At 71.8% G+C, this 21,953-nt stretch carries 24 protein-coding genes; 16 read left to right on the forward strand and 8 right to left on the reverse strand.

Translation table 11 applies throughout. The features are described from left to right. Positions 1–3: 3 nt before the first annotated feature. The 4 genes from ABZ385_RS30820 to ABZ385_RS30835 all read right to left on the reverse strand — a co-directional run bounded on the left by ABZ385_RS30820 (position 4) and on the right by ABZ385_RS30835 (position 2,502). Positions 4–387, reverse strand: coding sequence for an anti-sigma regulatory factor (locus tag ABZ385_RS30820; RefSeq protein ID WP_358579384.1), 384 nt, complete (start codon positions 385–387; stop codon positions 4–6). Positions 388–470: 83 nt separating this feature from the next. Continuing rightward, entirely contained in the window at positions 471–872 is a 402-nt protein-coding gene (locus tag ABZ385_RS30825; protein ID WP_358579352.1) for an STAS domain-containing protein, read from the reverse strand. Continuing rightward, the gene (locus ABZ385_RS30830) at positions 869–1,747 is read right to left on the reverse strand and encodes an STAS domain-containing protein (RefSeq protein ID WP_358579349.1); all 879 of its coding nucleotides are present in this window, start codon (positions 1,745–1,747) and stop codon (positions 869–871) included. The genes ABZ385_RS30825 and ABZ385_RS30830 overlap by 4 nt, the downstream gene beginning before the upstream one ends. Before the next feature lie 230 nt (positions 1,748–1,977). Continuing rightward, positions 1,978–2,502 (reverse strand): MarR family transcriptional regulator, encoded by a 525-nt coding sequence (locus ABZ385_RS30835; protein WP_358913957.1) that lies wholly within the window; start codon positions 2,500–2,502, stop codon positions 1,978–1,980. A 104-nt stretch (positions 2,503–2,606) separates the two neighbouring features. Here ABZ385_RS30835 and ABZ385_RS30840 point away from each other — a divergent pair, with 104 nt between their 5' ends. Beyond that, positions 2,607–3,773, forward strand: a complete 1,167-nt coding sequence (locus ABZ385_RS30840) for a PP2C family protein-serine/threonine phosphatase (protein WP_358913958.1) — start codon at positions 2,607–2,609, stop codon at positions 3,771–3,773. A 16-nt stretch (positions 3,774–3,789) separates the two neighbouring features. Here ABZ385_RS30840 and ABZ385_RS30845 read toward each other — a convergent pair whose 3' ends face one another. Further along, positions 3,790–4,635, reverse strand: a complete 846-nt coding sequence (locus ABZ385_RS30845; RefSeq protein WP_358913959.1) for an RNA polymerase sigma factor SigF — start codon at positions 4,633–4,635, stop codon at positions 3,790–3,792. A 305-nt stretch (positions 4,636–4,940) separates the two neighbouring features. On the opposite strand from ABZ385_RS30845, the gene ABZ385_RS30850 reads away from it, so the two are divergent. The 6 genes from ABZ385_RS30850 to ABZ385_RS30875 all read left to right on the forward strand — a co-directional run bounded on the left by ABZ385_RS30850 (position 4,941) and on the right by ABZ385_RS30875 (position 10,145). Beyond that, positions 4,941–5,309, forward strand: a complete 369-nt coding sequence (locus ABZ385_RS30850; RefSeq protein ID WP_358913960.1) for an ATP-binding protein — start codon at positions 4,941–4,943, stop codon at positions 5,307–5,309. A gap of 171 nt (positions 5,310–5,480) precedes the next feature. Continuing rightward, a complete protein-coding gene (locus tag ABZ385_RS30855) occupies positions 5,481–6,881 on the forward strand; it encodes a DUF6421 family protein (RefSeq protein ID WP_358913961.1) in 1,401 nt (466 codons plus the stop codon). A 26-nt stretch (positions 6,882–6,907) separates the two neighbouring features. Beyond that, on the forward strand, positions 6,908–7,648 hold the full coding sequence (locus ABZ385_RS30860) for an SDR family oxidoreductase (RefSeq protein WP_358579337.1): 741 nt from the start codon (positions 6,908–6,910) through the stop codon (positions 7,646–7,648). Positions 7,649–7,668: 20 nt separating this feature from the next. Next, entirely contained in the window at positions 7,669–8,739 is a 1,071-nt protein-coding gene (locus ABZ385_RS30865; RefSeq protein WP_358579381.1) for a low specificity L-threonine aldolase, read from the forward strand. A 90-nt stretch (positions 8,740–8,829) separates the two neighbouring features. Next, positions 8,830–9,423: a transglutaminase domain-containing protein gene (locus tag ABZ385_RS30870; protein ID WP_358579335.1), complete on the forward strand. Its 594-nt coding sequence runs from the start codon at positions 8,830–8,832 to the stop codon at positions 9,421–9,423. Between the two features lie 26 nt (positions 9,424–9,449). Beyond that, positions 9,450–10,145: a phenylalanine--tRNA ligase beta subunit-related protein gene (locus ABZ385_RS30875; protein WP_358579333.1), complete on the forward strand. Its 696-nt coding sequence runs from the start codon at positions 9,450–9,452 to the stop codon at positions 10,143–10,145. A 49-nt stretch (positions 10,146–10,194) separates the two neighbouring features. On the opposite strand, the gene ABZ385_RS30880 is transcribed toward ABZ385_RS30875, so the two are convergent. Next, a complete protein-coding gene (locus ABZ385_RS30880) occupies positions 10,195–10,923 on the reverse strand; it encodes a lysophospholipid acyltransferase family protein (RefSeq protein WP_358579331.1) in 729 nt (242 codons plus the stop codon). 226 nt (positions 10,924–11,149) lie between these two features. Between ABZ385_RS30880 and ABZ385_RS30885 the strand changes: the two genes are divergently transcribed. The 4 genes from ABZ385_RS30885 to ABZ385_RS30900 all read left to right on the forward strand — a co-directional run bounded on the left by ABZ385_RS30885 (position 11,150) and on the right by ABZ385_RS30900 (position 14,228). Continuing rightward, entirely contained in the window at positions 11,150–11,476 is a 327-nt protein-coding gene (locus tag ABZ385_RS30885; RefSeq protein ID WP_358579329.1) for a thioredoxin family protein, read from the forward strand. 205 nt (positions 11,477–11,681) lie between these two features. Further along, positions 11,682–12,191: a flavin reductase family protein gene (locus tag ABZ385_RS30890; protein ID WP_358579326.1), complete on the forward strand. Its 510-nt coding sequence runs from the start codon at positions 11,682–11,684 to the stop codon at positions 12,189–12,191. A 229-nt stretch (positions 12,192–12,420) separates the two neighbouring features. Beyond that, complete coding sequence (locus ABZ385_RS30895) at positions 12,421–13,206, forward strand: electron transfer flavoprotein subunit beta/FixA family protein (RefSeq protein ID WP_358579324.1); 786 nt, start codon at positions 12,421–12,423, stop codon at positions 13,204–13,206. Positions 13,207–13,265: 59 nt separating this feature from the next. Continuing rightward, a complete protein-coding gene (locus ABZ385_RS30900; protein ID WP_358579321.1) occupies positions 13,266–14,228 on the forward strand; it encodes an electron transfer flavoprotein subunit alpha/FixB family protein in 963 nt (320 codons plus the stop codon). Between the two features lie 58 nt (positions 14,229–14,286). Here ABZ385_RS30900 and ABZ385_RS30905 read toward each other — a convergent pair whose 3' ends face one another. Next, positions 14,287–15,186 carry an endonuclease/exonuclease/phosphatase family protein gene (locus ABZ385_RS30905; protein ID WP_358698570.1) on the reverse strand — a complete coding sequence of 300 codons (900 nt, stop codon included), beginning with the start codon at positions 15,184–15,186 and terminating at the stop codon, positions 14,287–14,289. Positions 15,187–15,431: 245 nt separating this feature from the next. Here ABZ385_RS30905 and ABZ385_RS30910 point away from each other — a divergent pair, with 245 nt between their 5' ends. The 4 genes from ABZ385_RS30910 (at position 15,432) to ABZ385_RS30925 (ending at position 19,609) form a co-directional block, all read left to right on the forward strand. Continuing rightward, complete coding sequence (locus ABZ385_RS30910) at positions 15,432–16,724, forward strand: aldolase/citrate lyase family protein (RefSeq protein WP_358913962.1); 1,293 nt, start codon at positions 15,432–15,434, stop codon at positions 16,722–16,724. A gap of 74 nt (positions 16,725–16,798) precedes the next feature. Next, positions 16,799–18,598, forward strand: a complete 1,800-nt coding sequence (locus tag ABZ385_RS30915; RefSeq protein ID WP_358913963.1) for a serine/threonine-protein kinase — start codon at positions 16,799–16,801, stop codon at positions 18,596–18,598. 24 nt (positions 18,599–18,622) lie between these two features. Continuing rightward, positions 18,623–19,129, forward strand: a complete 507-nt coding sequence (locus ABZ385_RS30920) for a hypothetical protein (protein ID WP_358913964.1) — start codon at positions 18,623–18,625, stop codon at positions 19,127–19,129. A gap of 135 nt (positions 19,130–19,264) precedes the next feature. Further along, positions 19,265–19,609 (forward strand): hypothetical protein, encoded by a 345-nt coding sequence (locus ABZ385_RS30925; protein ID WP_358579311.1) that lies wholly within the window; start codon positions 19,265–19,267, stop codon positions 19,607–19,609. Positions 19,610–19,638: 29 nt separating this feature from the next. Here the strand turns inward: ABZ385_RS30925 and ABZ385_RS30930 are convergent, their stop codons facing one another. Next, entirely contained in the window at positions 19,639–20,706 is a 1,068-nt protein-coding gene (locus tag ABZ385_RS30930; RefSeq protein WP_358700146.1) for a LacI family DNA-binding transcriptional regulator, read from the reverse strand. A gap of 136 nt (positions 20,707–20,842) precedes the next feature. Here ABZ385_RS30930 and ABZ385_RS30935 point away from each other — a divergent pair, with 136 nt between their 5' ends. Beyond that, entirely contained in the window at positions 20,843–21,811 is a 969-nt protein-coding gene (locus ABZ385_RS30935; RefSeq protein WP_358579305.1) for an ROK family protein, read from the forward strand. Positions 21,812–21,953 lie beyond the last annotated feature (142 nt).

Genomic DNA, 21,953 nt, shown 5'->3' on the forward strand with positions numbered 1-21,953 from the left:
TGTTCACCGCGGTCCGTTCCAGCGGACGGCGGTGACGGTCGTGCCACGGCCGGGCGCGCTGGACACGTCGAACTCGTCCATGAGGCGGCGCGCCCCGCCGAGCCCGTGCCCGAGGCCCGCGCCGGTGGTGTAGCCGTCGGTGAACGCCGCTTCGAGGTCGGCGATGCCCGGCCCGTCGTCGCTCACCGTGAGCCGCAGCCCCCGCCGCCCGGCCTTCTGGACGAACTCGATGGCCAGGGTGCCGCCGCCGCCGTGGACGTAGGCGTTGCGGGCCAGTTCGCTGGCCGCGGTGACGATACGGGTCTGGTCCACCAGGCCGAAGCCCGCTCGCACCGTGGCGTCGCGCACCGCGTGCCGGGCCGTGAGCAGATCCTCCTCGACGTTGATCTCATGCGTGACACGTGTGCCGTCGGAATCCTCGGCCGAGGGGGAGGGGGTGGCCCGGATCTCGTCGAGGTCGCCGTAGAGGGTCAACTGGTCCCTCCTTCGGCGGGGGGCACCGGCGCCTTCTCCCAGCCCAGCGCGCGCAGCCCCTGTTCGGCGTTGAGCGTGGTCTCCACGCCGGACAGGCGCAGCCCCAGCTCGACCAGGGTGATGGCCACGGCGGGACGCATGCCCGCCACGATGACCCGCGCGCCCAGCAGGCGCGCCGTGGTGGTGAGTTCCATCAGGGTGCGGGCCACGAAGGAGTCGATCAGCTCGAGGCGCGAGATGTCTATGAGCACTCCGCGGGCGCGGTCGCCGACGATGCGCTCGGTCAGCTCCTCGGTGAAGGCGATGGCGCTCTTGTCGTCGAGTTCGTTGAGCAGTCCGGTGACGAGGACGTCGCCCAGACGCAGGATCGGCACTCCGCCGCGCGGGCCGCCGCTCATCGCAGGCTCGCGGGGTCCGCGGAACGGAACGGCCGGTCGGTGAGGGAGATCGCCGCGGCCAGGGCGTCGGCGAGGGTGGCCCGGGTCAGGATGGCGGACAGGTCGATGCCCAGTTGGGCGATGATCTGGGCGATCGGCGGCCGGATGCCGCTGATCACACAGTCGGTGCCCATCAGGCGTACGGCGTTGACGGTCTGCATGAGGTGGTGCGCCACGGCCGTGTCCACGGTGGGCACGCCCGTGATGTCGATGATCGCGACCTGCGCCTCGTCGCGCTCGATGGCCTGGAGGAGGTTCTCCATCACCACCTGGGTGCGGGTGGTGTCGAGCGAGCCGATCAACGGGACGGCCAGGACCTTGTCCCACAGCCGGACCACCGGGGTGGAGACCTCGAGGAGCTGGCGGCTCTGGCGGCGGATGATCTCCTCGCGGCCCTCCACGTACGTGGCGAAGGACAGGGCGCCCGCGATGTCGAGGAGGCGGTTGACGAACACGGCGGCCTGGTACAGCGCCTTGGTGTCCTGTGCCTGCTCCTGCACTCCTTCGAGCAGCGCCTCCTTGAGGGCCAGCACGGCCAGCGAGGTCACGGTCGGGGTGGCACCGCCCCGTGCCCGGCGCAGGGACAGGTCGGTGATCGCCTGGCGCAGCTCCGGGTGCGTGGTGGCCACGCCCTCGACGGGCAGTCCGCTGTCCAGCCCTGCCCGCAGGGCGTCGACGAAGCCGTCGGCTTCCTCACGAAGCTCGGCCTCGGTGATGCCCGCTCCCAGAACCGATCGTTCCAGTTGGAGCTGCACCCACCGGTCGGCCACCTTCTCTCCCCGCTCGCGCAGCGTCGCGCTGATGCTGAGCCGGGCCTCGGATTCACTGGCGTTCATTACATCCACCTTAGCAATTATTGTCGCATGGCAAACGTTAGTCGAGGCGACCGATCACCGGAAGTCCTGCCCCCGGTGAGCCGACGTCAACTCACTTTCTCCACAAGGACAACAAGGCTGAAGCGTGCGGGGCGCGGTTCCCCGCCGGTGCGCGCGGTGGGGTGCGGTGGCGGGGCGCGCGGCGGGGCGGGCGGGCCGGCGGGCGGGCCGATGGAGGGGCGGGACGGCGGTCAGGCGGTCTCCACCGTGTCATCGGCGGGGGGCCGGTTCGCCGCCGCGGTCTCCCCCACGGCCGAATCCGCAGCCGTCCCCACGGCCGTACGGAATCCCCTCAGGCCCTGCTCAAGTGCCGCCCGGTCTGTCCGGGTCATGCCGGAAATGACCTCCAGCAGGGCACTTTCACGACGTGCCCGCAATTCTTTGAGGTAGCTTTCTCCCTGGCCGGACAGGCGAAGCTCCAGCTCGCGTCGGCTGGCCGAACTGAGAGAGCGCTCGATGAAGCCCAACGCGTGAAGACGGTCACACATCCGGCTCACCGACGAGGGTGCGGACCCGAGCACCTCACCGAGAGTGCGGAGGTTGATCCCCTGGGCGCCGTCCAGGACGTACAGCACCCGTAGCTGGGACGAGGACACCGGCGCCGTCGTGGTGATGTCACGGCCCTTGTTCCACAGGACCTCGAGCAGTTCGATGACGTCCCGGACCGCATGCGTGGCAGCGTCGTGATTGCCGTTGCCGGACGGGGCGGGATTCATGCCCTCAACTGTGACACTTCGCAATGGCCTTGTCAGTCGCTGAGACATGCGGGGCCACTCGCTCCTTCTCGTTGCGTCGATTCCGGATAGGTGGTTACCCGTAGGTGGACAGATTCAGGGTGGTGGAGCGTGCGCTGCGCGGGGCCGCGCCGCATGCTCTCCTCGAAGCGGTGCGGAACACGCTCACCGCCCATTACGACGCGGTCTCCGTCGACCTCCTGATGGCGGACTACGCGATGACCATACTCCAGCCCGTCGACGCGCTCCCCTACACCGCCGACCCCATCTCTGTCCACACCAGCGCGCCCGGCCGGGCCTTCGGCGCCCAGGAACCCCACCTGGAGACGGACGAGGCGGCGGGCCACGTGAGCGTGCATCTGCCCGTCAGCGTGCGCGGCGACCGCATCGGCATCCTCACCGTCCGGCTCCCGGCCGAGGCCTGCGACAGTTACATCGTCACTGAGCTGGAGGACGTCGCGGAAGTCCTCGGACACGAGATCGTCGTCGCGGAGCGGGACACCGACCTCTACCTCCAGGCCCGGCGCGCCGACCGGCTCACCCTCGCCGCCGAGATGCAGTGGCAGTTGCTGCCCGGCCGCTCCTGCTCGCGCCCCGAGTACGAGATCGGCGCCCAGCTCGAACCGGCGTACGCGATCTACGGCGACAACTTCGACTGGTCCACCTCGGCGGAGCACCTCACGCTCACGGTCACCAACGGCATGGGCGAGGGCATCGAGGCCGCGCTGCTCACCAACCTCGCGATCAACGCGCTGCGCAACGCCCGCCGGGCCGGCCTCTCGCTGCCCGACCAGGCATGCCTGGCCGACCAGGCGCTCTACGGCCACTACCGCGGTGACGTCCATCTCTCCATGCTGCTGCTCCGCTTCGACCTGGCGACGGGGGAGGCGGAGGTCATCGACGCGGGGTCGCCCAAGATGTGGCGGACGCGACACGGCAAGGCCGAGCCCATCGAGCTGGACGCCCAGCTCCCGCTCGGCATGTTCGAGGACACCCTGTACGCCTCCCAGCGCTTTCGCGTGGAGCCCGGGGACCGGCTGCTGTTCGTCAGCGACGGCGTTTACAACGTGGCCTCCCCGGCGGGTGAGCGCTACAGCGAACGAGCGCTCACCCGCGCCATGGCCAGCACACGGCTGCTGCCACCCTCGCAGGTGCCGCGCGCCATGCTCCACGAGCTGGCGGGCCATCGGGGGTCGGGCGTCGCCGAGGACGACGCCATGATCGTCTGCCTGGACTGGCACGGCCGGAGCTGATCTCCGCGGCCCGGCCTCAGCCGGCGGCCGGGAGCATTCCCTGGCGCAGGGTCGCCAGGGTGCGCGACAGGAGCCGGGAGACCTGCATCTGGGAGACGCCGAGGCGCTCACCGATCTGCGACTGCGTCAGCTCCTCCACGAAGCGCAGGTGCAGGATCTGCCGGTCGCGCTCGAGGAGGTCGGCGACGAGCGGGGCGAGCGCGTGGAAGTCCTCCACGAGCTCCAGGGCGGGGTCCACCTCGCCGATGAAGTCGGCCAGCGGGGTCTCGTCGTTCGCGTCGCCGTGCAGGACGGCGTCGAGGGAGGCGGAGTTGTATCCGTTGGAGGCGAGCCGGGCCTCGATGACCTCGTCCGGGGAGAGGTTCATCAGCGCGGCGAGCTCGTCCACCGTCGGGGCGCGGCCCAGCCGGCTGCTCAGCTCCTCGGTGGCCTTGGCGAGCTCCACCCGGGCCTCCTGGAGACGGCGGGGGACATGCACCGCCCAGGACGTGTCACGGAAGAACCGCTTGATCTCCCCGACGATGTAGGGGACGGCGAAAGTGGCGAACTGCACTTCACGGGAGAGCTCGAACCGGTCGATGGCCTTGATCAGACCGATCATGCCGACCTGGACGATGTCCTCCATGTCGTCACCGCGATTGCGGAACCGTCCGGCCGCGTACCGGACCAGCGACATGTTCAGCTCGATCAGGGTGTTGCGCACGTACTGGTATTGAGCCGTGCCCTCCTCGAGCACCGCGAGCTGATCGAAGAACAGCTGGGACAAGGCGCGGGAGTCCTTCGGCGTGACCGCCTGCGGATCCACCACTTCCGGCAGCTCTCTCAGGCCGGTGTCCGTCTGGGTCGCTGTAGCCATCGTCATGTCTTCCTCCCTCTCCACCAGCCCCCTTGTCCCCTGTGGGCTGGTGGACGAGCGACTACCCGCCTCTTGCCGCTTCATGTCACCCAATTCGTGAAGAGGTGACGTGATGCCGACCACACGGATCGATCTTCGTGCGCCGGGTGCGGCCACCGACGGCCGGCGTGCGGGCCGCGCCGGGAGGGGAGAGGGCGTTAAGAAGTCGGCTTCGGGGGCAAGAGACCCATTCGTACAGTCCACCCCTGATCGAGGAGGGGCGTATGAGGACGGACCATTGGCGGCACCCGAGTAAACCGTTGGATCGGGCGATGTTCGAAAAGCGGCCCGAAGCCGTGGCGCAGGCGCGGGACTTCGCCCGCGCCTTCCTGGCCGGACTCCGTCCGACGATGGACGAGCAGGCCGCGGGCAGCGTGGAGCTCACCGTCTCCGAACTCGTCACCAACTCGGTACGGCACGCGAGCGGTGGCGCCTGCTCGCTGCGCCTCGTGGCACGCCGGGACGTGATCACGGTCGCCGTCACCGACGCCGACCCCCGGCCGCCGTGCGAGCGGACGCCCGACCTGGCGGGAGGGACCGGCGGCTTCGGCTGGCCCATGGTCAAGACCCTGGCCGTGACGGTCGACGTGAGCACGGGTCCGCAGGGCAAGACCATCCGGGCGGACCTGCCCCGCGGCTGACCCCAACTCCCTTGAGGGGCGGCAGAAGTGAGCGCCTCCACCGCACCGGGCCGGAAAAACAGCGGTGAGGGCGGGGGTCGCACAGGATAATTTCCCGAGGCCCCCCTTGTCGCGGAGAACCATGCACGCATACGGTGTCCATACGCGAGGTTCTCCCGTGGAAGGTGGGACATGACGGAAATTCTTGTGCAGGCGGGTACGGAGGGTGCGGTTCCTTCCGCTGAAGGGCGAGTGGTGGACCACCCGGCGTGGCCGGTGCTCAAGGACGCCGTGGAAGAGATCAGGCCCTGGCAGTCGAAGGACGGCTCCATCGACTTCGCTGCGGAGGGCGCCCCGGCCCAGGCCGCCGCGGAACTCGCCGTGGAGCGGGTGATCTCCGCCGTGGAGCAGCTCAGCCCGCTGCTGCCGCACGACATCGCCTACCACCGCGCGCTCGTGGCGGACCTGCGGCGCTGGGCCGAGAGCGGCTTCCAGGTGCCGGACTTCCTGGACTCGCTGCTCGCCTTCCAGCCCGCGGCGAACCGCCGGGACGGCCTCCAGCACCTGGTGGTCTTCCCGATGTACACGCAGAACGGCAACCCCGACCGCAATCTGGAGGCGGTCGTGCTGCGCATGGTCTGGCCCCAGTGGCTGGCCGAGCTGGAGCGCACGCGCTACGACAACCCGCTGTTCTGCGGCATCACCTTCGAGGACTTCACCGCCGGGTACGACACCAACTCGGCCGTGCTCTTCCCCGAGACGATCGCCGTGCGCGAGGCCCCGGAGCGCTTCTCCTGGGGCGGCATCTTCTGTGACCGCGAGGCGGCCCGCTTCCGCCGCGTCACCGACGCCGCCGTCGACATCCTCGGGCTCGAACTGCCCGCGGACATCCGCGACATGGTCGGCGACCAGGACCGCTGCCAGCAGGCGTTCGTGCTGTGGGACATGGTCCACGACCGCACGCACAGCCACGGCGACCTGCCCTTCGACCCGTTCATGATCAAGCAGCGCCAGCCGTTCTGGATGTACGGCCTCGAAGAGCTGCGCTGCGACCTCACCGCCTTCAAGGAGGCCGTGAAGCTGGAGGCCGACGGCTTCCCGCAGGGCCGCGACGTGCAGTACGCGGTGCTCTTCGACCGCATGTTCCGCTTCCCGGTCACCGGCGAGCGCGTGCGCAACTACGACGGGCTCGGCGGCCAGCTCCTCTTCGCCTACCTCCACAAGCACGACGTGATCCGCTGGACGGACAACAAGCTCACCATCGACTGGGAGCGCGCGCCGCGGGTCACCAACCAGCTGTGCGCCGAGATCGAGGACCTCTACCGCGCGGGCATCGACCGCCCGAAGCTGGTCCACTGGTTCGCCGCCTACGAGCTGGTCTCCACCTACCTCGCCCCGCACCCGGGATCGCGCTGGGCCAAGGGCCCCGAGGCCCTGGACACCTCGCTACCGCCGCGCAAACTGGTCGACGAGGTGCTTCCCGACGAATTTCCGCTCAGCATGTTCTATGAGGCGCTCTCCAAGAAGCTGAAGCACGTGATCGCCTCCACCAAGGGGATCACCGCCTCGGGCGCCGAGAAGGTCGCCGCGTGAGCGGCCGCCAGGAGGAGGCGAGGACCATGTCCGCACTCGATGGAGCCGTGGTCGCGGTGGCCGGGGCCGGCGGCGCCGCGGGGCGCGCCACCCTGCTGAGGCTGGCCGAGGCGGGCGCCACGGTCGTGGCGTCGGACGCCGATCCGCTGAGCCTGCACGAGGCCGTGGACGCCGCCCGGTACGCGCACGGCGGGGCCACCGTCATCGGCGACACCGTCGACCTGCTCGATCTGGACGCCGCCCGCGAGTGGGCGACGCGTACGGAGAGGGAGTTCGGGCGGATCGACGGCCTCGTCCACCTCGTGGGCGGCTGGCGCGGCAGCAAGAGCTTCGCCGAGACGGACCTCGCCGACTGGGACTTCCTGGAGAAGCTGCTGATCCGCACCGTGCAGCACACCTCCCTCGCCTTCGAGGACGGACTGCGGCGCAGCGACCGCGGCCGCTACCTGCTGATCAGCGCCGCGGGCGCCGCCAAGCCGACGGCGGGCAACGCGGCGTACGCGGCCTCCAAGGCGGCGGCCGAGGCCTGGACGCTCGCCCTCGCCGACGCCTTCCGCAAGGCGGGGGGCGAGGACGGTCCCCGCGCGGCGGCTGCGATCCTGGTGGTCAAGGCGCTGGTGCACGACGCGATGCGCGCGGAGCGGCCGAGCGCGAAGTTCGCGGGCTTCACGGACGTCAAGGAGCTGGCCGAGGCCATCGCCGGCGTCTGGGAGCGGCCCGCCGGGGAAGTGAACGGAACCCGCCTGTGGCTGACCGAGAAGCCGTGACCGCCGCCGCCAAGCACGCCGTGAACCCACCGAAGACCGACGCCCGCCGGCACCACGACCCGGACCTGCGCGGCTTCGCGAGCGACAACTACGCGGGCGCGCACCCCGAGGTCATGGCCGCCCTGGCCCTCGCCAACGGCGGCCACCAGATCGCGTACGGCGAGGACGACTACACGGAGAACCTCCAGCGGGTGATCCGGGGCCACTTCGGCCCGAGCGCCGAGGCGTTCCCGGTGTTCAACGGCACGGGTGCCAACGTCGTCGCGCTCCAGGCGCTCACCGACCGCTGGGGCGCGGTGATCTGCGCCGAGTCCGCGCACATCAACGTCGACGAGGGCGGCGCCCCCGAGCGCATGGCCGGCATCAAGCTGCTCACGGTGCCCACGCCCGACGGCAAGCTGACGCCGGAGCTGATCGACAAGCAGGCGTTCGGCTGGGAGGACGAGCACCGCGCGATGCCGCAGGCCGTCTCGATCGCGCAGAACACCGAACTGGGCACGCTGTACACGCCCGAGGAGATCCGCGCGATCTGCGAGCACGCGCACCAGCTCGGCATGAAGGTGCACCTCGACGGTTCGCGGATATCCAACGCGGCCGCCGCGCTCGACGTGCCCATGCGCACCTTCACGAACGCGGTCGGCGTCGACATCCTCTCGCTCGGCGGCACCAAGAACGGTGCCCTGTTCGGTGAGGCCGTCGTGGTCATCAACCAGGACGCCGTGCGCCACATGAAGCACCTGCGCAAGATGTCGATGCAGCTCGCCTCCAAGATGCGCTTCGTGTCCGTGCAGCTGGAGGCCCTGCTCGCCAAGGACCTGTGGCTGCGCAACGCCCGGCACGCCAACGAGATGGCCCGGCGCCTGGCCGAGGGGGTCCGCTCCGTGCCCGGCGTGGAGATCCTCTACCCGGTGCAGGCCAACGCCGTCTTCGCGCGCCTGCCGCACGAGGTCAGCGAGCGCCTCCAGAAGCGGTACCGCTTCTACTTCTGGGACGAGGCGGCGGGCGTGGTGCGCTGGATGTGCGCGTTCGACACCCGCGAGGAGGACGTCGAGGGGTTCCTGGCGGCGCTGAAGGAAGAGATGGCGCGCTGATCCGGACCCCACGCTGCATAACTGCATAGGTATGCGACTGGCCGTAAAGGTATTGACCTCCGGTCGGTCGCATTTCTATGCTCCCGTGGCATGCAGCTGATCCAGGAGAACTCCGACCTGTCCGCGTATCTGGCGGCGGACGACGTCATCGACCACCACCATCCCCTCGTACGGGAGAGAGCCGCACGGCTCGCCGACAAGGCCTCGGATTCATACGTATACGCCCAGGCCGCCTTCGAGTACGTCCGCGACGCCATTCCGCACTCCGCCGACAGCGGCGACCCGCGGGTCACCTGGCGCGCCTCGGACGTCCTCGCGCGGGGCACCGGCATCTGTCACGCCAAGGCGCACGCGCTGGCCGCGCTGCTGCGTGCCGAGGACATCCCGACCGCGCTCTGCTACCAGCGGCTGACGCATGACGCCGGAACCGGCCACTGCGTCCACGGACTCGTCGCCGTCCGCTTCCGCGGGGCCTGGCACCGGCAGGACTGCCGCGGCAACAAGCCGGGCGTCGACGCCCGGTTCTCGCTGAGCGGCGAGCGGCTGGCCTTCTCGCCGGACGCGAAGTCCAGTGAGGTGGACTATCCGGTACTCTATGCTGCACCGCACCCGGCGGTTCTGAGCGCCCTGAAGAACGCCCCGGACCGACGCCACCTGTGGGAGAACCTTCCCGACGCGCTCTGACGAGCCCCGACGCAGCGAGGCAGCCCATGACCGACGCGCCCCTGACCCTCACCGTCTCCGACGAGGTGCGCACCCTCGCGCCCGGCTTCACCCACGTCGCCGTCGAGGCGTACGGCCTGACCAACGGGCCCAGCACCGACGCCGGTGCGGACCTCCTGGCGGAGGCCGCACGGCGACTGGCCCTACGGCTCGACGGCCGCGCCCCGCACGAGGACCCGCACATGGCGGCCTGGCGCGCGGCCTACACCGCCTTCGGCGCGAAGCCCTCGCGCACCCGCAACTCCGCCGAGGCGCTCGCCAAGCGGGCGCTCGCCGACGGCGGACTGCCCCGGATCAACGTCCTCGTCGATCTCTACAACGCGGTCAGCGTGGCCCATCTGATCCCGGTCGGCGGCGAGGACCGGGACCGGATCAAGGGCGGGATGCGCCTGGTGCGGGCCGAGGGCACCGAGGACTTCGTGACCGCCGCGGCGGGGGAGCGCGTCATAGAGCACCCCGAGAAGGGCGAAGTCGTGTGGTGCGACGACGAGGGCGTCACCTGCCGCCGCTGGAACTGGCGGCAGGGGCCGCGCACCCGGCTCACCGAGGAGTCGGTGAACGCGATCTTCCTGCTGGAGGGCATGGGCCCGCACGCCGGCCTGGAGGGCGCGGGCGCCGAGCTGGCCGAACTCCTGGAGAAGTTCAGCCCCGGCGCGCGGATCACCGTCCACGCGCCGCGCTGAGTCCGCCGGCCGCGCTGAGTCCACGCGCCGCGACCGGCCGGGCGCCGGGTCAGCCGGCCTCGGAGGCCTTCACCTCGGCGGGGGTCGGCGCCGTACCGCCGAGGTGGGCCGGCATCCACCAGGTGTCGTCCGGACCCTTGGGGCGCACGGGGTAGGCGCGCTGCGCCGCTTCCAGGAGCTCCTGGCAGCGCTCGCGCAGCCGCCGCGTGATCGCACCCGCGTACTGGTCCTTGGGCGCCTCGACCGGCTCGCCCACCCGGATCGTGATCGGCAGGTGGCTGCGCCGGAAGTTGCGCGGGTGGCCCTTGGTCCACAGCCGCTGCGTGCCCCACAGGGCCATCGGGATGAGCGGCACCCCGGCCTCCTGCGCCAGCCGCGCGGCACCCGACTTGAACGTCTTGAGGGTGAAGGACTGGGAGATCGTCGCCTCGGGGAAGACGCCGATGATCTCCCCGGAGCGCAGCGAGTCCAGTGCGTGCGCGTAGGCGGACTCACCCTGCGTGCGGTCCACCGGAATGTGCTTCATCCCGCGCATGAGCGGCCCGGAGATCTTGTGCCGGAAGACCGACTCCTTGGCCATGAAGCGCACCAGCCGCTTCTGCGGCAGGGCGGCGAGGCCGTCGAAGATGAAGTCGAGATAACTGATGTGATTGCTGACCAGGACCGCGCCGCCGGAGCGTGGGATGTTCTCCGACCCTTTGCAGTCGATCTTCAGGTCCCACGCCTTGAACAGCGTTTTCGCTGCACCGATCACGGGGCGGTAGACAAGCTCTGCCATGGGTGGAGAGGGCCCTTCGTTTCTGCCTGCGGTAGGGGGCTTCCGGCGGGAGGTTACGCAGCCGTAGGTTTTACGGCATTGCGCAGATCGTGCCCCAAGAACGGACGAGTGACCAGCCTTGGTGCCGTCAATCCGGGAGATTCTCATCACGTCGGAATCTTTCGCGGGTATCAGGACGCTGAACGGGGGAGCGATCGGATGACATGCACAGAAGCGGGAGGCGCACGTGCCAGGGGATGACGCGGAACAGCGGCTCGGCGCGGCGGACCTCGGACATGAACTGGGGGAGCGGGCGACGCTCGTGCAGTTCTCCAGCGCCTTCTGCCGGCCCTGCGGGGCGACCCGCAGAGTGCTCGCGGACGTCGCCGCGATGGTCCCCGGGGTCACCCATGTGGAGATCGACGCCGAGGAGCACCTCGACCTCGTGCGGCGGCTGCGCGTCGAGCGGACGCCGACCGTGCTCGTCCTGGACGCGCACGGCGATCCGGTGCGGCGCGCCGCCGGCCAGCCCCGCAAGGCCGACGTGATCGCCGCACTGGGCCAGGCCCTGTGACCGGTCCGGCGGCACCCGGTGACGGACTTGACGGCACGCGGTGTCAGTGGCGAGGCTTCCCCCATGCCTCGGGACCTTCTTCTGAACGAGCCGTGCGAGCCGTACGGGCGCGTCCGCGTGGACCGCGCCCGCCCCGCCGGTGCCCGCTGTCCGCACTGCTGAGCACCGACGTCTTCGCTCGTACCTCCGGCAGAAGGACAACCCCGTGACGGCATCGTCAGCCCTCGGCGCGCCCCGGCTCGCCTCCCCCGATCTGCTGCGCTCGGTCTTCCGGCGGCACGCGGCGGGGGTCGCCGTGATCACCGCGGCCCACGGCTCCACCCCCGTCGGCTTCACCGCCACCTCGCTCACCTCGGTGTCCGCCGAGCCCCCGATGGTCTCCTTCGGCATCGGCACCGGCGCCTCCAGCTGGCCCGCGGTCTCCGAAACCACGCATGTAGGCGTGCACATACTCGGCGAGCACCAGCAGGACCTGGCCGCCACCTTCGCGCGCAGCGGCGCCGACCGCTTCGGGGCGCCCACCACTTGGCACGAGGGGCCCGAGGGCGTGCCCGTGCTCGACGGCGCGCTCGCCTGGCTGGTCTGCCGGATCGTGGCCCGCGTCCCCGCCGGCGACCACCGTCTGGTGCTCGCGGAAGTCGTCACCGGCGACGGATCGGGCGAGGGCCGGCCGTTGCTGTACCACCAGGGGCGCTTCAACGCTCTGCGCGACTGAGAGTTCCCGTTCGGGGGCGGGCGGCCCGATTACGGAGCGTTGGGAAGGTCACAGTTCAAAGCGCTTGCTCAGCGGGAATGAACTGGGTGTACTCATGAGTAATATTTCGGTCGGAGCGCGGGCCGCCCCGACCGGGATCCGCCGCTTCAGGCGCCTATGCTGCCTGCAAGAGGCAGTGGCCATGAGCCGAGGCAGCAGCCCGTAAAGACGATGCAGTAGGAGAGCCGGCGTGAGCTTGAGGATCGTTGTCTGTGTGAAGTACGTGCCCGACGCCACCGGCGACCGGCACTTCGCCGATGACCTGACCGTCGACCGCGACGACGTCGACGGCCTGCTGTCGGAGCTCGACGAGTACGCGGTCGAGCAGGCGCTGCAGATCGCCGACGGGGCGGACGACGCGGAGATCACCGTGCTGACCGTCGGCCCCGAGGACGCCAAGGACGCGCTGCGCAAGGCGCTCTCCATGGGCGCCCACAAGGCCGTCCACGTCGAGGACGACGACCTGCACGGCAGCGACGTCATGGGCACCTCCCTGGTGCTCGCCAAGGCCATCGAGAAGACCGGCTACGACCTGGTCATCGCCGGTATGGCCTCGACCGACGGCACCATGGGCGTGCTGCCGGCGATCCTCGCCGAGCGCCTCGGCGTCCCGCAGGTCACCCTGCTCTCCGAGGTCTCCGTCGCGGACGGCGTCGTCAAGGGCCGCCGGGACGGCGACAGCGCCTCCGAGCAGCTGGAGGCCTCCCTGCCGGCCGTCGTGTCCGTGACGGACCAGTCGGGCGAGGCCCGCTACCCGTCCTTCAAGGGCATCATGGCCGCCAAGAAGAAGCCGGTGGAGTCGCTCGACCTGGACGACCTGGGCATCGACGCCGAAGAGGTCGGCCTGGAAGGCGCCTGGACCAAGGTCGACTCGGCCGCCGAGCGTCCGGCCCGCACGGCCGGCACGATCGTCAAGGACGAGGGCGAGGGCGGCAAGCAGCTCGCCGAGTTCCTCGCGGGCCAGAAGTTCATCTGAGCTTCAGTCACCCCCTCAACCGCCCCAACTTCTTCGCAATCGCAGGAGATTGAAGTCCCATGGCTGAAGTTCTCGTCTACGTCGACCACGTCGACGGCGCCGTCCGCAAGCCCACCCTGGAGCTGCTGACCCTGGCCCGCCGCATCGGCGAGCCCGTCGCCGTCGCCCTCGGCAACGGCGCCGAGGCCACCGCCGCCACGCTCGCCGAGCACGGCGCGGTCAAGGTGCTCACGGCCGACGCCCCCGAGCTCGCCGACTACCTCGTCGTACCGAAGGTGGACGCGCTCCAGGCCGCCTACGACGCGCTCTCCCCGGCCGCCGTGCTGCTGCCCTCCTCCGCCGAGGCCAAGGAGATCGCGGCCCGCCTCGCGGTCCGCATCGGGTCCGGCATCATCACGGACGCCGTCGACCTGGAGGCCGGCGACGAGGGCCCGGTGGCCACGCAGTCCGCGTTCGCCGCCTCGTACACCACCAAGTCCCGCATCACCCGGGGCACCCCGGTCATCACGGTCAAGCCGAACTCGGCCGCCGTGGAGGCCGCCCCGGCCGCCGGCGCCGTCGAGGCCCTGACGGTCTCCTTCTCCGAGAAGGCCACCGGCACCAAGGTCGTCTCGCGCACCCCGCGCGAGTCGACGGGCCGACCCGAGCTGACCGAGGCCGCGATCGTGGTCTCCGGCGGCCGCGGCGTCAACGGCGCCGAGAACTTCTCGATCATCGAGGCGCTCGCCGACTCGCTCGGTGCCGCCGTCGGTGCCTCCCGCGCCGCCGTCGACGCCGGCTGGTACCCGCACTCCAACCAGGTGGGCCAGACCGGCAAGTCGGTCTCCCCGCAGCTGTACATCGCCTCCGGCATCTCCGGCGCGATCCAGCACCGCGCGGGCATGCAGACCTCGAAGACCATCGTGGCCATCAACAAGGACGCCGAGGCCCCGATCTTCGACCTGGTCGACTACGGCGTGGTCGGCGACCTCTTCGAGGTCGTCCCGGCCCTCACCGAAGAGGTCAAGTCCCGCAAGGGCTGATCTCCTCGCTCGTCCGAAGGCCCCCGCCCCGCGCCCGCGAGGTGGGGGCCTTCGCGCGTCACAGCGTCAGCGTCGCCTGCACCGGCAGGTGGTCGCTCGGGTACTGCCCGCCGAGCGCGAACGTGTTCACCGACGCCGAGTGCACCTGCGCCGTCGGCCTGGTCAGGATCCAGTCGATGCGCCCGCCGCCGACGACGGGCGGCTTGTAGCCGCCGAACGTGCCGTACGCCGGGCCGCGTTCCTTCGCGGCGTCCCAGGTGTCGACGAGGCCGGCGCCCAGCATCGTGGTGTACACGGCGCTGTCGTGCGCCGTCGCGTTGAAGTCGCCCGTCACGATGAGCGGCGTACTCGTCTTCATCAGGGCGATGCGCTCGGCCATGAGGGTCGCCGAACGCTCGCGCGCGTTCTGGCTGACGTGGTCGAGGTGCGTGTTGAGGACGTACAGCTGGGTGTTGGTGACCAGGTCGAGGAAGCGCACCCAGGTGGCCATGCGGGGCGAGTTGGCGCCCCAGGTGTTCGAGGCGATGGTGTACGGCGTGTCCGAGAGCCAGAAGTGCTCGTATTCGAGCGGGAACAAGCGGCGGTTGTCATAAAAGACGGCCATGAACTCGTCGCGGCTGCCGCCCCCGACCCCGGTGCCGACCCAGTCGTAGTCGGCGCCGAGATCGGTCTCGATGTCCTGGAGCTGGTAATAGAGGCCTTCCTGGGTGCCGATGACGTGCGGCCTGGCGCGCAGCAGCATCTCCCGTGCCGCCGGGCGGCGTTCGGGCCAGGTGTGCGGCGGTTTGTTGCTCGCGAAGCGGACGTTGTACGACATGACCTCCAGGCGGGCGTCCGGCGCCCCGGCGGCATGGGCCTGCCGGGGGGACAGCGCGGTGCCGAGCACGGGGAGCGCCACGGTCGCGGCGAGCGCGGCCCGCAGGCCCGAGCGGCGCGTGAAGGAGGAGTCGATCGGCACACAAGCTCCTTGGATTCGGTCCGCGCGGCCGACGCCGGAAGCGGGGGAGGATGTGGGCCACAGACTGTCCGCATCGGCCGCCGACTCGGTCCGGGACACGCGTGATCCCGCGCGGTCGGCTACGGATGCAGGACACGGGAGGGTGTTGACCGGCGCGAAGGTCACGGATAGCTTCGCCATACGGATTGTTGATTCCGTGAAGCGGAATTGCCGGGCGCGGCACCGAGCGTGTGGAGGAAGCGGGAATGGGTCAGCAAGAGAAGGTGGCGACGAGCCTCGCCGGCGCGGTCAGCGAGGGCATCAGCGCGTCCCTCGCCCCCGTGGACGCGGAGCTGGCGCGCCGCTACCCCGGAGACCCCGGCACGCGCCAGCCCGTCCACACCGTGTACGTCCCCGGTGAGCAGTTCGGCGCCGACACCATCCGCACCTGGGGCGACAAGGCCCTCGCGATGCTCGACGAGCACGCCCCGGACGCCGCCTCCTTCGCCGCCGTCCTCGGCTTCGGCGACGACCTCGCCGAAGCCGTCTACACGCGCGTACGGAACAAACTGGAGCGCGAGCCCGTCGAGGACCTCCGCGTCGACTTCGAGGACGGCTACAAGGGCGCCGACGAGGACCAGGACGCCGCCCGCGCGGCGCGGCTCGTCGCCGAGGCGTACCGCGACGGCACCGCCGCCCCGTACATGGGCATCCGCATGAAGTGCATGGAGGAGGCGGTGCGCGACCGGGGCATCCGCACCCTCGACGTCTTCCTGTCGGGCCTCATGGAGGCCGGCGGGCTGCCGGACGGACTCGTCCTGACGCTGCCCAAGGTGACCTACCCCGAGCAGGTCACCGCGATGGTCCGCCTCCTGGAGGAGTTCGAGAAGGCGCGCGGCCTGGAGCACGGCCGCATCGACTTCGAGATCCAGATCGAGACCAGCCAGTCCATCCTCGCCACCGACGGCACCGCCGCCGTGGCCCGCATGATCCAGGCCGCCGAGGGCCGCGCCACCGGCCTGCACTACGGCACCTTCGACTACAGCGCCTGCCTCCACGTGAGCGCCGCCTACCAGGCCAGCGACCACCCGGCCGCCGACCACGCCAAGGCCGTCATGCAGGTCGCCGCCGCCGGCACCGGCGTCCGGGTCTCCGACGGCTCCACCAACGTCCTGCCCGTCGGCACCACCGAGCAGGTCCACGACGCCTGGCGGCTGCACTACGGCCTGACCCGGCGCGCGCTGGCCCGCGCCTACTACCAGGGCTGGGACATGCACCCCGGCCACATCCCCACGCGCTACGCCGCCGTGTTCGCCTTCTACCGCGAGGGCTTCGCGGCCGCCGCGAGGCGGCTGGCCGCCTACGCCGGGCACCACGAGGGCGGCGGCGTGGCCGACGAGCCCGCCACCGCCAAGGCGCTCGCCGGCTATCTGCTGCGCGGCCTGGACTGCGGCGCCCTCGACGCCGGCGAGGTCACCCGGCTCACCGGACTGACCCTGGCCCGCCTCCAGGGCTTCGCCGGCCCGCGCCGAGGCGACCTCACCGCTTCCGGCAAGTAACACCCGGCACGCCCCGTCACCGCCGCCCCTTAGTCTGTACGCCACGGAAAGTGGTTCACACGGACGGGGCAGCGGTGCATTCGGGGGATCAGGAACACACGGGCGAGGCGGGCACACTCCTCGCCGGGCGCTACCGCGTCGTGGCGCGGCTCGGCCGCGGCGGCATGGGCGTCGTCTGGCGCGCCGTCGACGAGGTGCTGCACCGCGAGGTCGCGGTGAAGGAACTGCGCACGTACACCGACGCGGGCGGCCCCGAACTGGCCGACCTGCGCCTGCGGATGCAGCGCGAGGCCCGCGCCGCCGCCCGCGTGCGCCACCCCGGAGTCGTCGCCGTGCACGACGTCGCCGAGGTCGACGGGCGGCCGCTCATCGTCATGGAGCTGATCGACGGCCCCTCCCTGGACGACGTGCTGCGCGAGCGCGGCGCCCTCGACCCCCGTACGGCGGCGGGGATCGGCGCCAAGGTCATGGACGCCCTCGCCGCCGCGCACCGCGTGGGCGTCCTGCACCGCGACGTGAAGCCCGGCAACATCCTCCTGGAGAGCGGCGGCCGCGTCGTCCTCACCGACTTCGGCATCGCCACGATGGACGACCCCGGCGACGGCTCGGCCACGCACCTCACCCGCAGCGGCGAACTGGTCGGCTCCCTCGACTACTTGGCGCCCGAGCGCGCCCAGGGCCACGACCCCGGCCCCGCCTCCGACGTCTGGGCCCTCGGCGCCACGCTGTACGCGGCGGTCGAGGGCTCCTCGCCCTTCCGCCGTACGTCGACGTGGTCCACGCTCACCGCGATCGTCACCGACCCCCTGCCCGAGCCGCACCGCGCGGGCCCGCTGACGCCCGTACTGCGCCGGCTCATGGACAAGGACCCGCAGGCGCGCCCCGACGCGGCATCGGCGCTGCGACTGCTCGACGGCGTCGCGCGGGCGGACGCGGGCACGGGCCCCGCAGCCGCGGTCGGTGCCGGGCTCGGGCCGCGCGGCACCACGGAGCGCAGCATCCCGAGCGCACCCCCGCCGGGCTTCGGACCGCCGCCCTCGGTGGACCCGCCCGCACCTCACACCCCCGCGTCCTTCGCGGCCCCGCCGTCGGCGGCACAGCCCTTGGCGGCGCGGCCCGCCGCTCAGAGCCCGCCGCCCGTCGTCCTCGGCGAGACGCGCGCCACGCGACGGCCGCGCCGGGGCCGGGCGCTGCTCACCGCCGTCGCCGTGGCCGTGGTCCTCGCGGCCACCGGCGCGACCGCCGCCTTCCTGAACGGCAAGGACGACAACGGCGGTCCGACGCGGGAGGACGCGCTGCCCGCCGGCTCGGGCCCGACCGAGGACGACGGCAGCCGCGGCTCCCTGGGCGGCGGCTCGAAGCGCCCCGGGCCGAAAGAGGGGGGTAAGGACACGTCCCGCGAGCCGGACGCGAAGCGCTCCAAGGGCAGCTCCGAGGACAGCTCCAAGGACGACACCGACGGCGCGCGGCGCGACAAGCCCAAGACGGGCGCCAAGACCAAGGACCGGGACGAGGCCGCCTCGCGCCCCGACCCCGGCTCCGAGCCGAGTGGCGCGAGCAAGCCGCGCGACGGCGGCGGCCCCGCCGAGGACCCCGTCTGCCACCCCGTCGGCGGCGGCAAGTACAACTGCTCGGTGTGGACGGCCGCGAAGTCCTACACCGTCGCCGGCACCGAAGTGGGCGTGCTGAACGCGGGCACGAACTACTTCTACTGCCAGCAGAACCTCGGCCGCCGCGAGACGCACGGCCAGTGGACGAACGTCTGGTGGGCGAAGACCGACGACGACAAGGGCAACACCGGCGTCTTCGTCAGCGACGTCTACATCAAGGGCGGCGACAACGACAAGCCGCTGCCCGGCCTGCCCACCTGCTGAAGCGCCGAGATCGGACGACACCCCGTGCACGACACCCCCGACACCTCCGGCGCCTCCACCACCGCCGGTCCGAACGGCGCCGAGGAGCTGCGGGCCCGCGTCGAGGCGGCGGCCGACGGCACGGCGTACCGCTACCGCTGGACGGAGCGGGGGTTCGACCTGATCGCGGACGTGCCGCTGCCGCGCGGGCGCCGCGTCCACACCTACCGGGTCGTGCTGCGCCCGGCCGAGCGGGCCTTCACGCTGACGGACGTGGTCCGCACCGATGAGCGAGGCGCGTTCGGCACCACGCACAGGACCGTGGAGAGCGGCCGGGCGCGGTACCGCACCTGGAGCCGTTCGCTGGACGGCTCCGAGCGGCACTCCTTCTCCTCCGCCGACGGCCACCGCCTGATCCGGGGTGTGGCACGGGAGCTGGGCTGGCGGGAGACCCGGCCGGCCGCCGCGAAGGGCGCCCTCGTCGCCGGCGCCGTCGGGGGGCTGATCGCCCTCGGCACGTTGGTCGCTCTCGCGGTGGTCTTCTGGCCCTGATCCGGCACGCGTGCGCAGGACACGGCGTGGCGGGTGTCGCGCATTCGGAGGCATTCCTGGTGCGCCCGGCCCGACCGCACAGGAAGCTCGGTGAGGAACCGCTGTATCCGCGAAGCGAGGAATCCAGGAGCAAGCATGCGTGCGCCCACCGTTCTGACCGCCCTCGGCCTGACCGCCGCCGCCGGCCTGGCCGCCACCGTCCCGGCGGCGGCCGCCACCGCTCTCCCCGAGCGTCCCCACACCGGCGCCGCGGTGGCGCCCGCTCGTCTCACGGCCGCCCCCACACCCCCGGGCCAGGAACCGCTCGGCGGCGTCCTCGGCTCGCTCGTCGACGTCGTCACCAACCTGCTCGGAAGCCTCGTCGGACCAGCGGGGCAGGGCCTCGGCACCAAGGACCTCACGAACGGCGGGGCGACCGACGGACGCCAGGCGCCGCTGACACCGCAGCTGACTCTGCCGGGCCTCGGGACCGGCCGCTGAGCCGAGGGCCCACTTCCGACGGCGACCGCTCAGTCGGCGGGTGGTAGTTCCCCCGACCCGCGCGTGATGAGCCGCGTCGGCAGCTCGACCCGCTCCGGAGCCACGGACGCGCCGTCGAGCTGCCGGAAGAGGCGCTCCGCCGCCGTCCTGCCGAGCTGGGCCGCGTCCTGGGCGACCACGCTCACGCCGGGGTCCAGCAGGTCGGCCAGCTCGATGTCGTCGAAGCCCACCAGGGCCACCGGCCGGTCGAGGCCGGCGAGGACGCGTACGACCGTGACGGTCACGCGGTTGTTCCCGGCGAAGACCGCCGTCACCGGCTCGGGCCCCGACAGCATCTCCTCGGCCGCCGCGCGCACCCGCCGCGGGTCGGTGACGCCCAGCGACACCCACGCCTCGTCGACCGGGATGCCCGCGTCCTCCATCGCGGCGCGGTAGCCCCGCAGCCGCTCTATGGCGGTGTGGATGCGCGGCTGGTCGCCGATGAAGCCGATGCGGCGGTGGCCGTGCGCGATGAGGTGCGCGACGCCGTCCCGCGCTCCGCCGAAGCTGTCGGAGAGCACCACGTCGGCGTCGATCCTGCCCGCGGGCCGGTCCACGAAGACGGTCGCCACCCCGGCGGCGATCTCCGGTTCCAGATAGCGGTGGTCGTCGCCGGCCGGGATGATGACGAGGCCGTCGACCCGGCGGGCGCACAGCGCGAGCACCAACTCCTGTTCCCGGTCCGGGTCCTCGGCGCTCGATCCGTTGATGAGCAGCGCGCCGTGGGCCCGGGCGACCTCCTCCACGGCTCGGCTCAGCGGACCGTAGAACGGGTCGGCGAGGTCCTCCAGGACGAGGCCGATGCTGGCGGTGCGGCCCTTGCGCAGCACGCGGGCACTGTCGTTGCGGCGGAAGCCCAGGGCCTCGATGGCCTCCTGGACGCGGCGCTCGGTGTCGGGCGTGACGCCCGGCTCGCCGTTCACCACGCGCGAGACCGTCTTCAGGCCGACTCCGGCGCGGGCGGCGACGTCCTTCATCGTCGGCCGGTTGCCGTAGCGGTTGTCGGGTCGTCGGGCGGCGGTGTCGGCCACGGTGCGCTGTCCTGTCCTGTCGTCCACGAACTTCTGCCCCGGGGCGGGCGGCCGTCCCCGGGCGTGTGGCGTCGAGCATAGGGCCTGGACAACGTTGTCAGATGCGAGGGAGACTGACCTTCGCACTCTCCGGCCTGCCCTTACACCAGGAGACCCGACACAGATGCACATGGACCTCGTCGCCGCACTCGACATCGGCGGCACCAAGATCGCCGGCGCCCTGGTGGACGGGCGGGGGCGCATCCTGCGGCGCGCCCAGCGGCCGACCCCCGCGCGCGAGGACGGCGACACGGTGATGCGGGCGGTCGCGGAGGTCCTCGGTGAGCTGACGTCCGACGAGCTGTGGGGCTCGGTCACCGCCGTCGGCATCGGCAGCGCGGGCCCGGTGGACGCCTCGGCGGGCACGGTCAGTCCGGTCAACGTCCCCGGCTGGCGCGGCTTCCCGCTGGTGGAGCGGGTCCGCGCGGCGACCGGCGGGCTGCCCGTCCACCTGGTGGGCGACGGCGTGGCGATGACCGCCGCCGAGCACTGGCTGGGCGCGGCGCGCGGCCACGACAACGCGCTGTGCATGGTCGTCTCGACCGGTGTCGGCGGCGGCCTCGTCCTGGGCGGCAAGCTCCACCCGGGCCCCACCGGCAACGCGGGCCACATCGGGCACATCAGCGTCGACCTCGACGGCGACCCCTGCCCGTGCGGCGCGCGCGGGTGCGTGGAGCGCGTGGCGAGCGGTCCGAACATCGCCCGGCGCGCCGTGGAGGGCGGCTGGCTGCCGGGGCCCGACGGCGACACGTCCGCCGCCGCCGTGGCCGCCGCCGCGCGTGCCGGGGACCCCCTCGCGCGCGCCTCCTTCGCCCGGGCCGCGCAGGCGCTCGCCGCCGGGATCGCCGCCACCGCCACGCTCGTCGAGATCGACATCGCGGTGATCGGCGGTGGGGTGGCGAAGGCGGGCGACCTCCTCTTCACCCCGCTGCGGCGGGCGCTCGGCGACTACGCCACGCTCTCCTTCGTGCGCCGCCTCACCGTGGTGCCCGCCCTGATGGGCACCGACGCCGGCCTGGTCGGCGCGGCGGCGGCCGCGCTCGGCGCGGCACCGGGCGCGGCGGAGGGGACGCGCTCGACGGTGGGCGGCTGAGCCCGGCCGGCCCTCGCCGGGCTGCGAGCCCGGCAAGGTCCGTAAGAGCCCTAGTACTGCAACGGTGTTTGTGCTGATTGCTGGGCAGTTTCAGGGACTGTGTCCGCGCCGTTTGTAGTGACTGATGCGGGCTTGTTTCTGG

Origin of the sequence: Streptomyces sp. NPDC005898 (assembly GCF_040629635.1) — a bacterium.
Classification (GTDB): domain Bacteria; phylum Actinomycetota; class Actinomycetes; order Streptomycetales; family Streptomycetaceae; genus Streptomyces.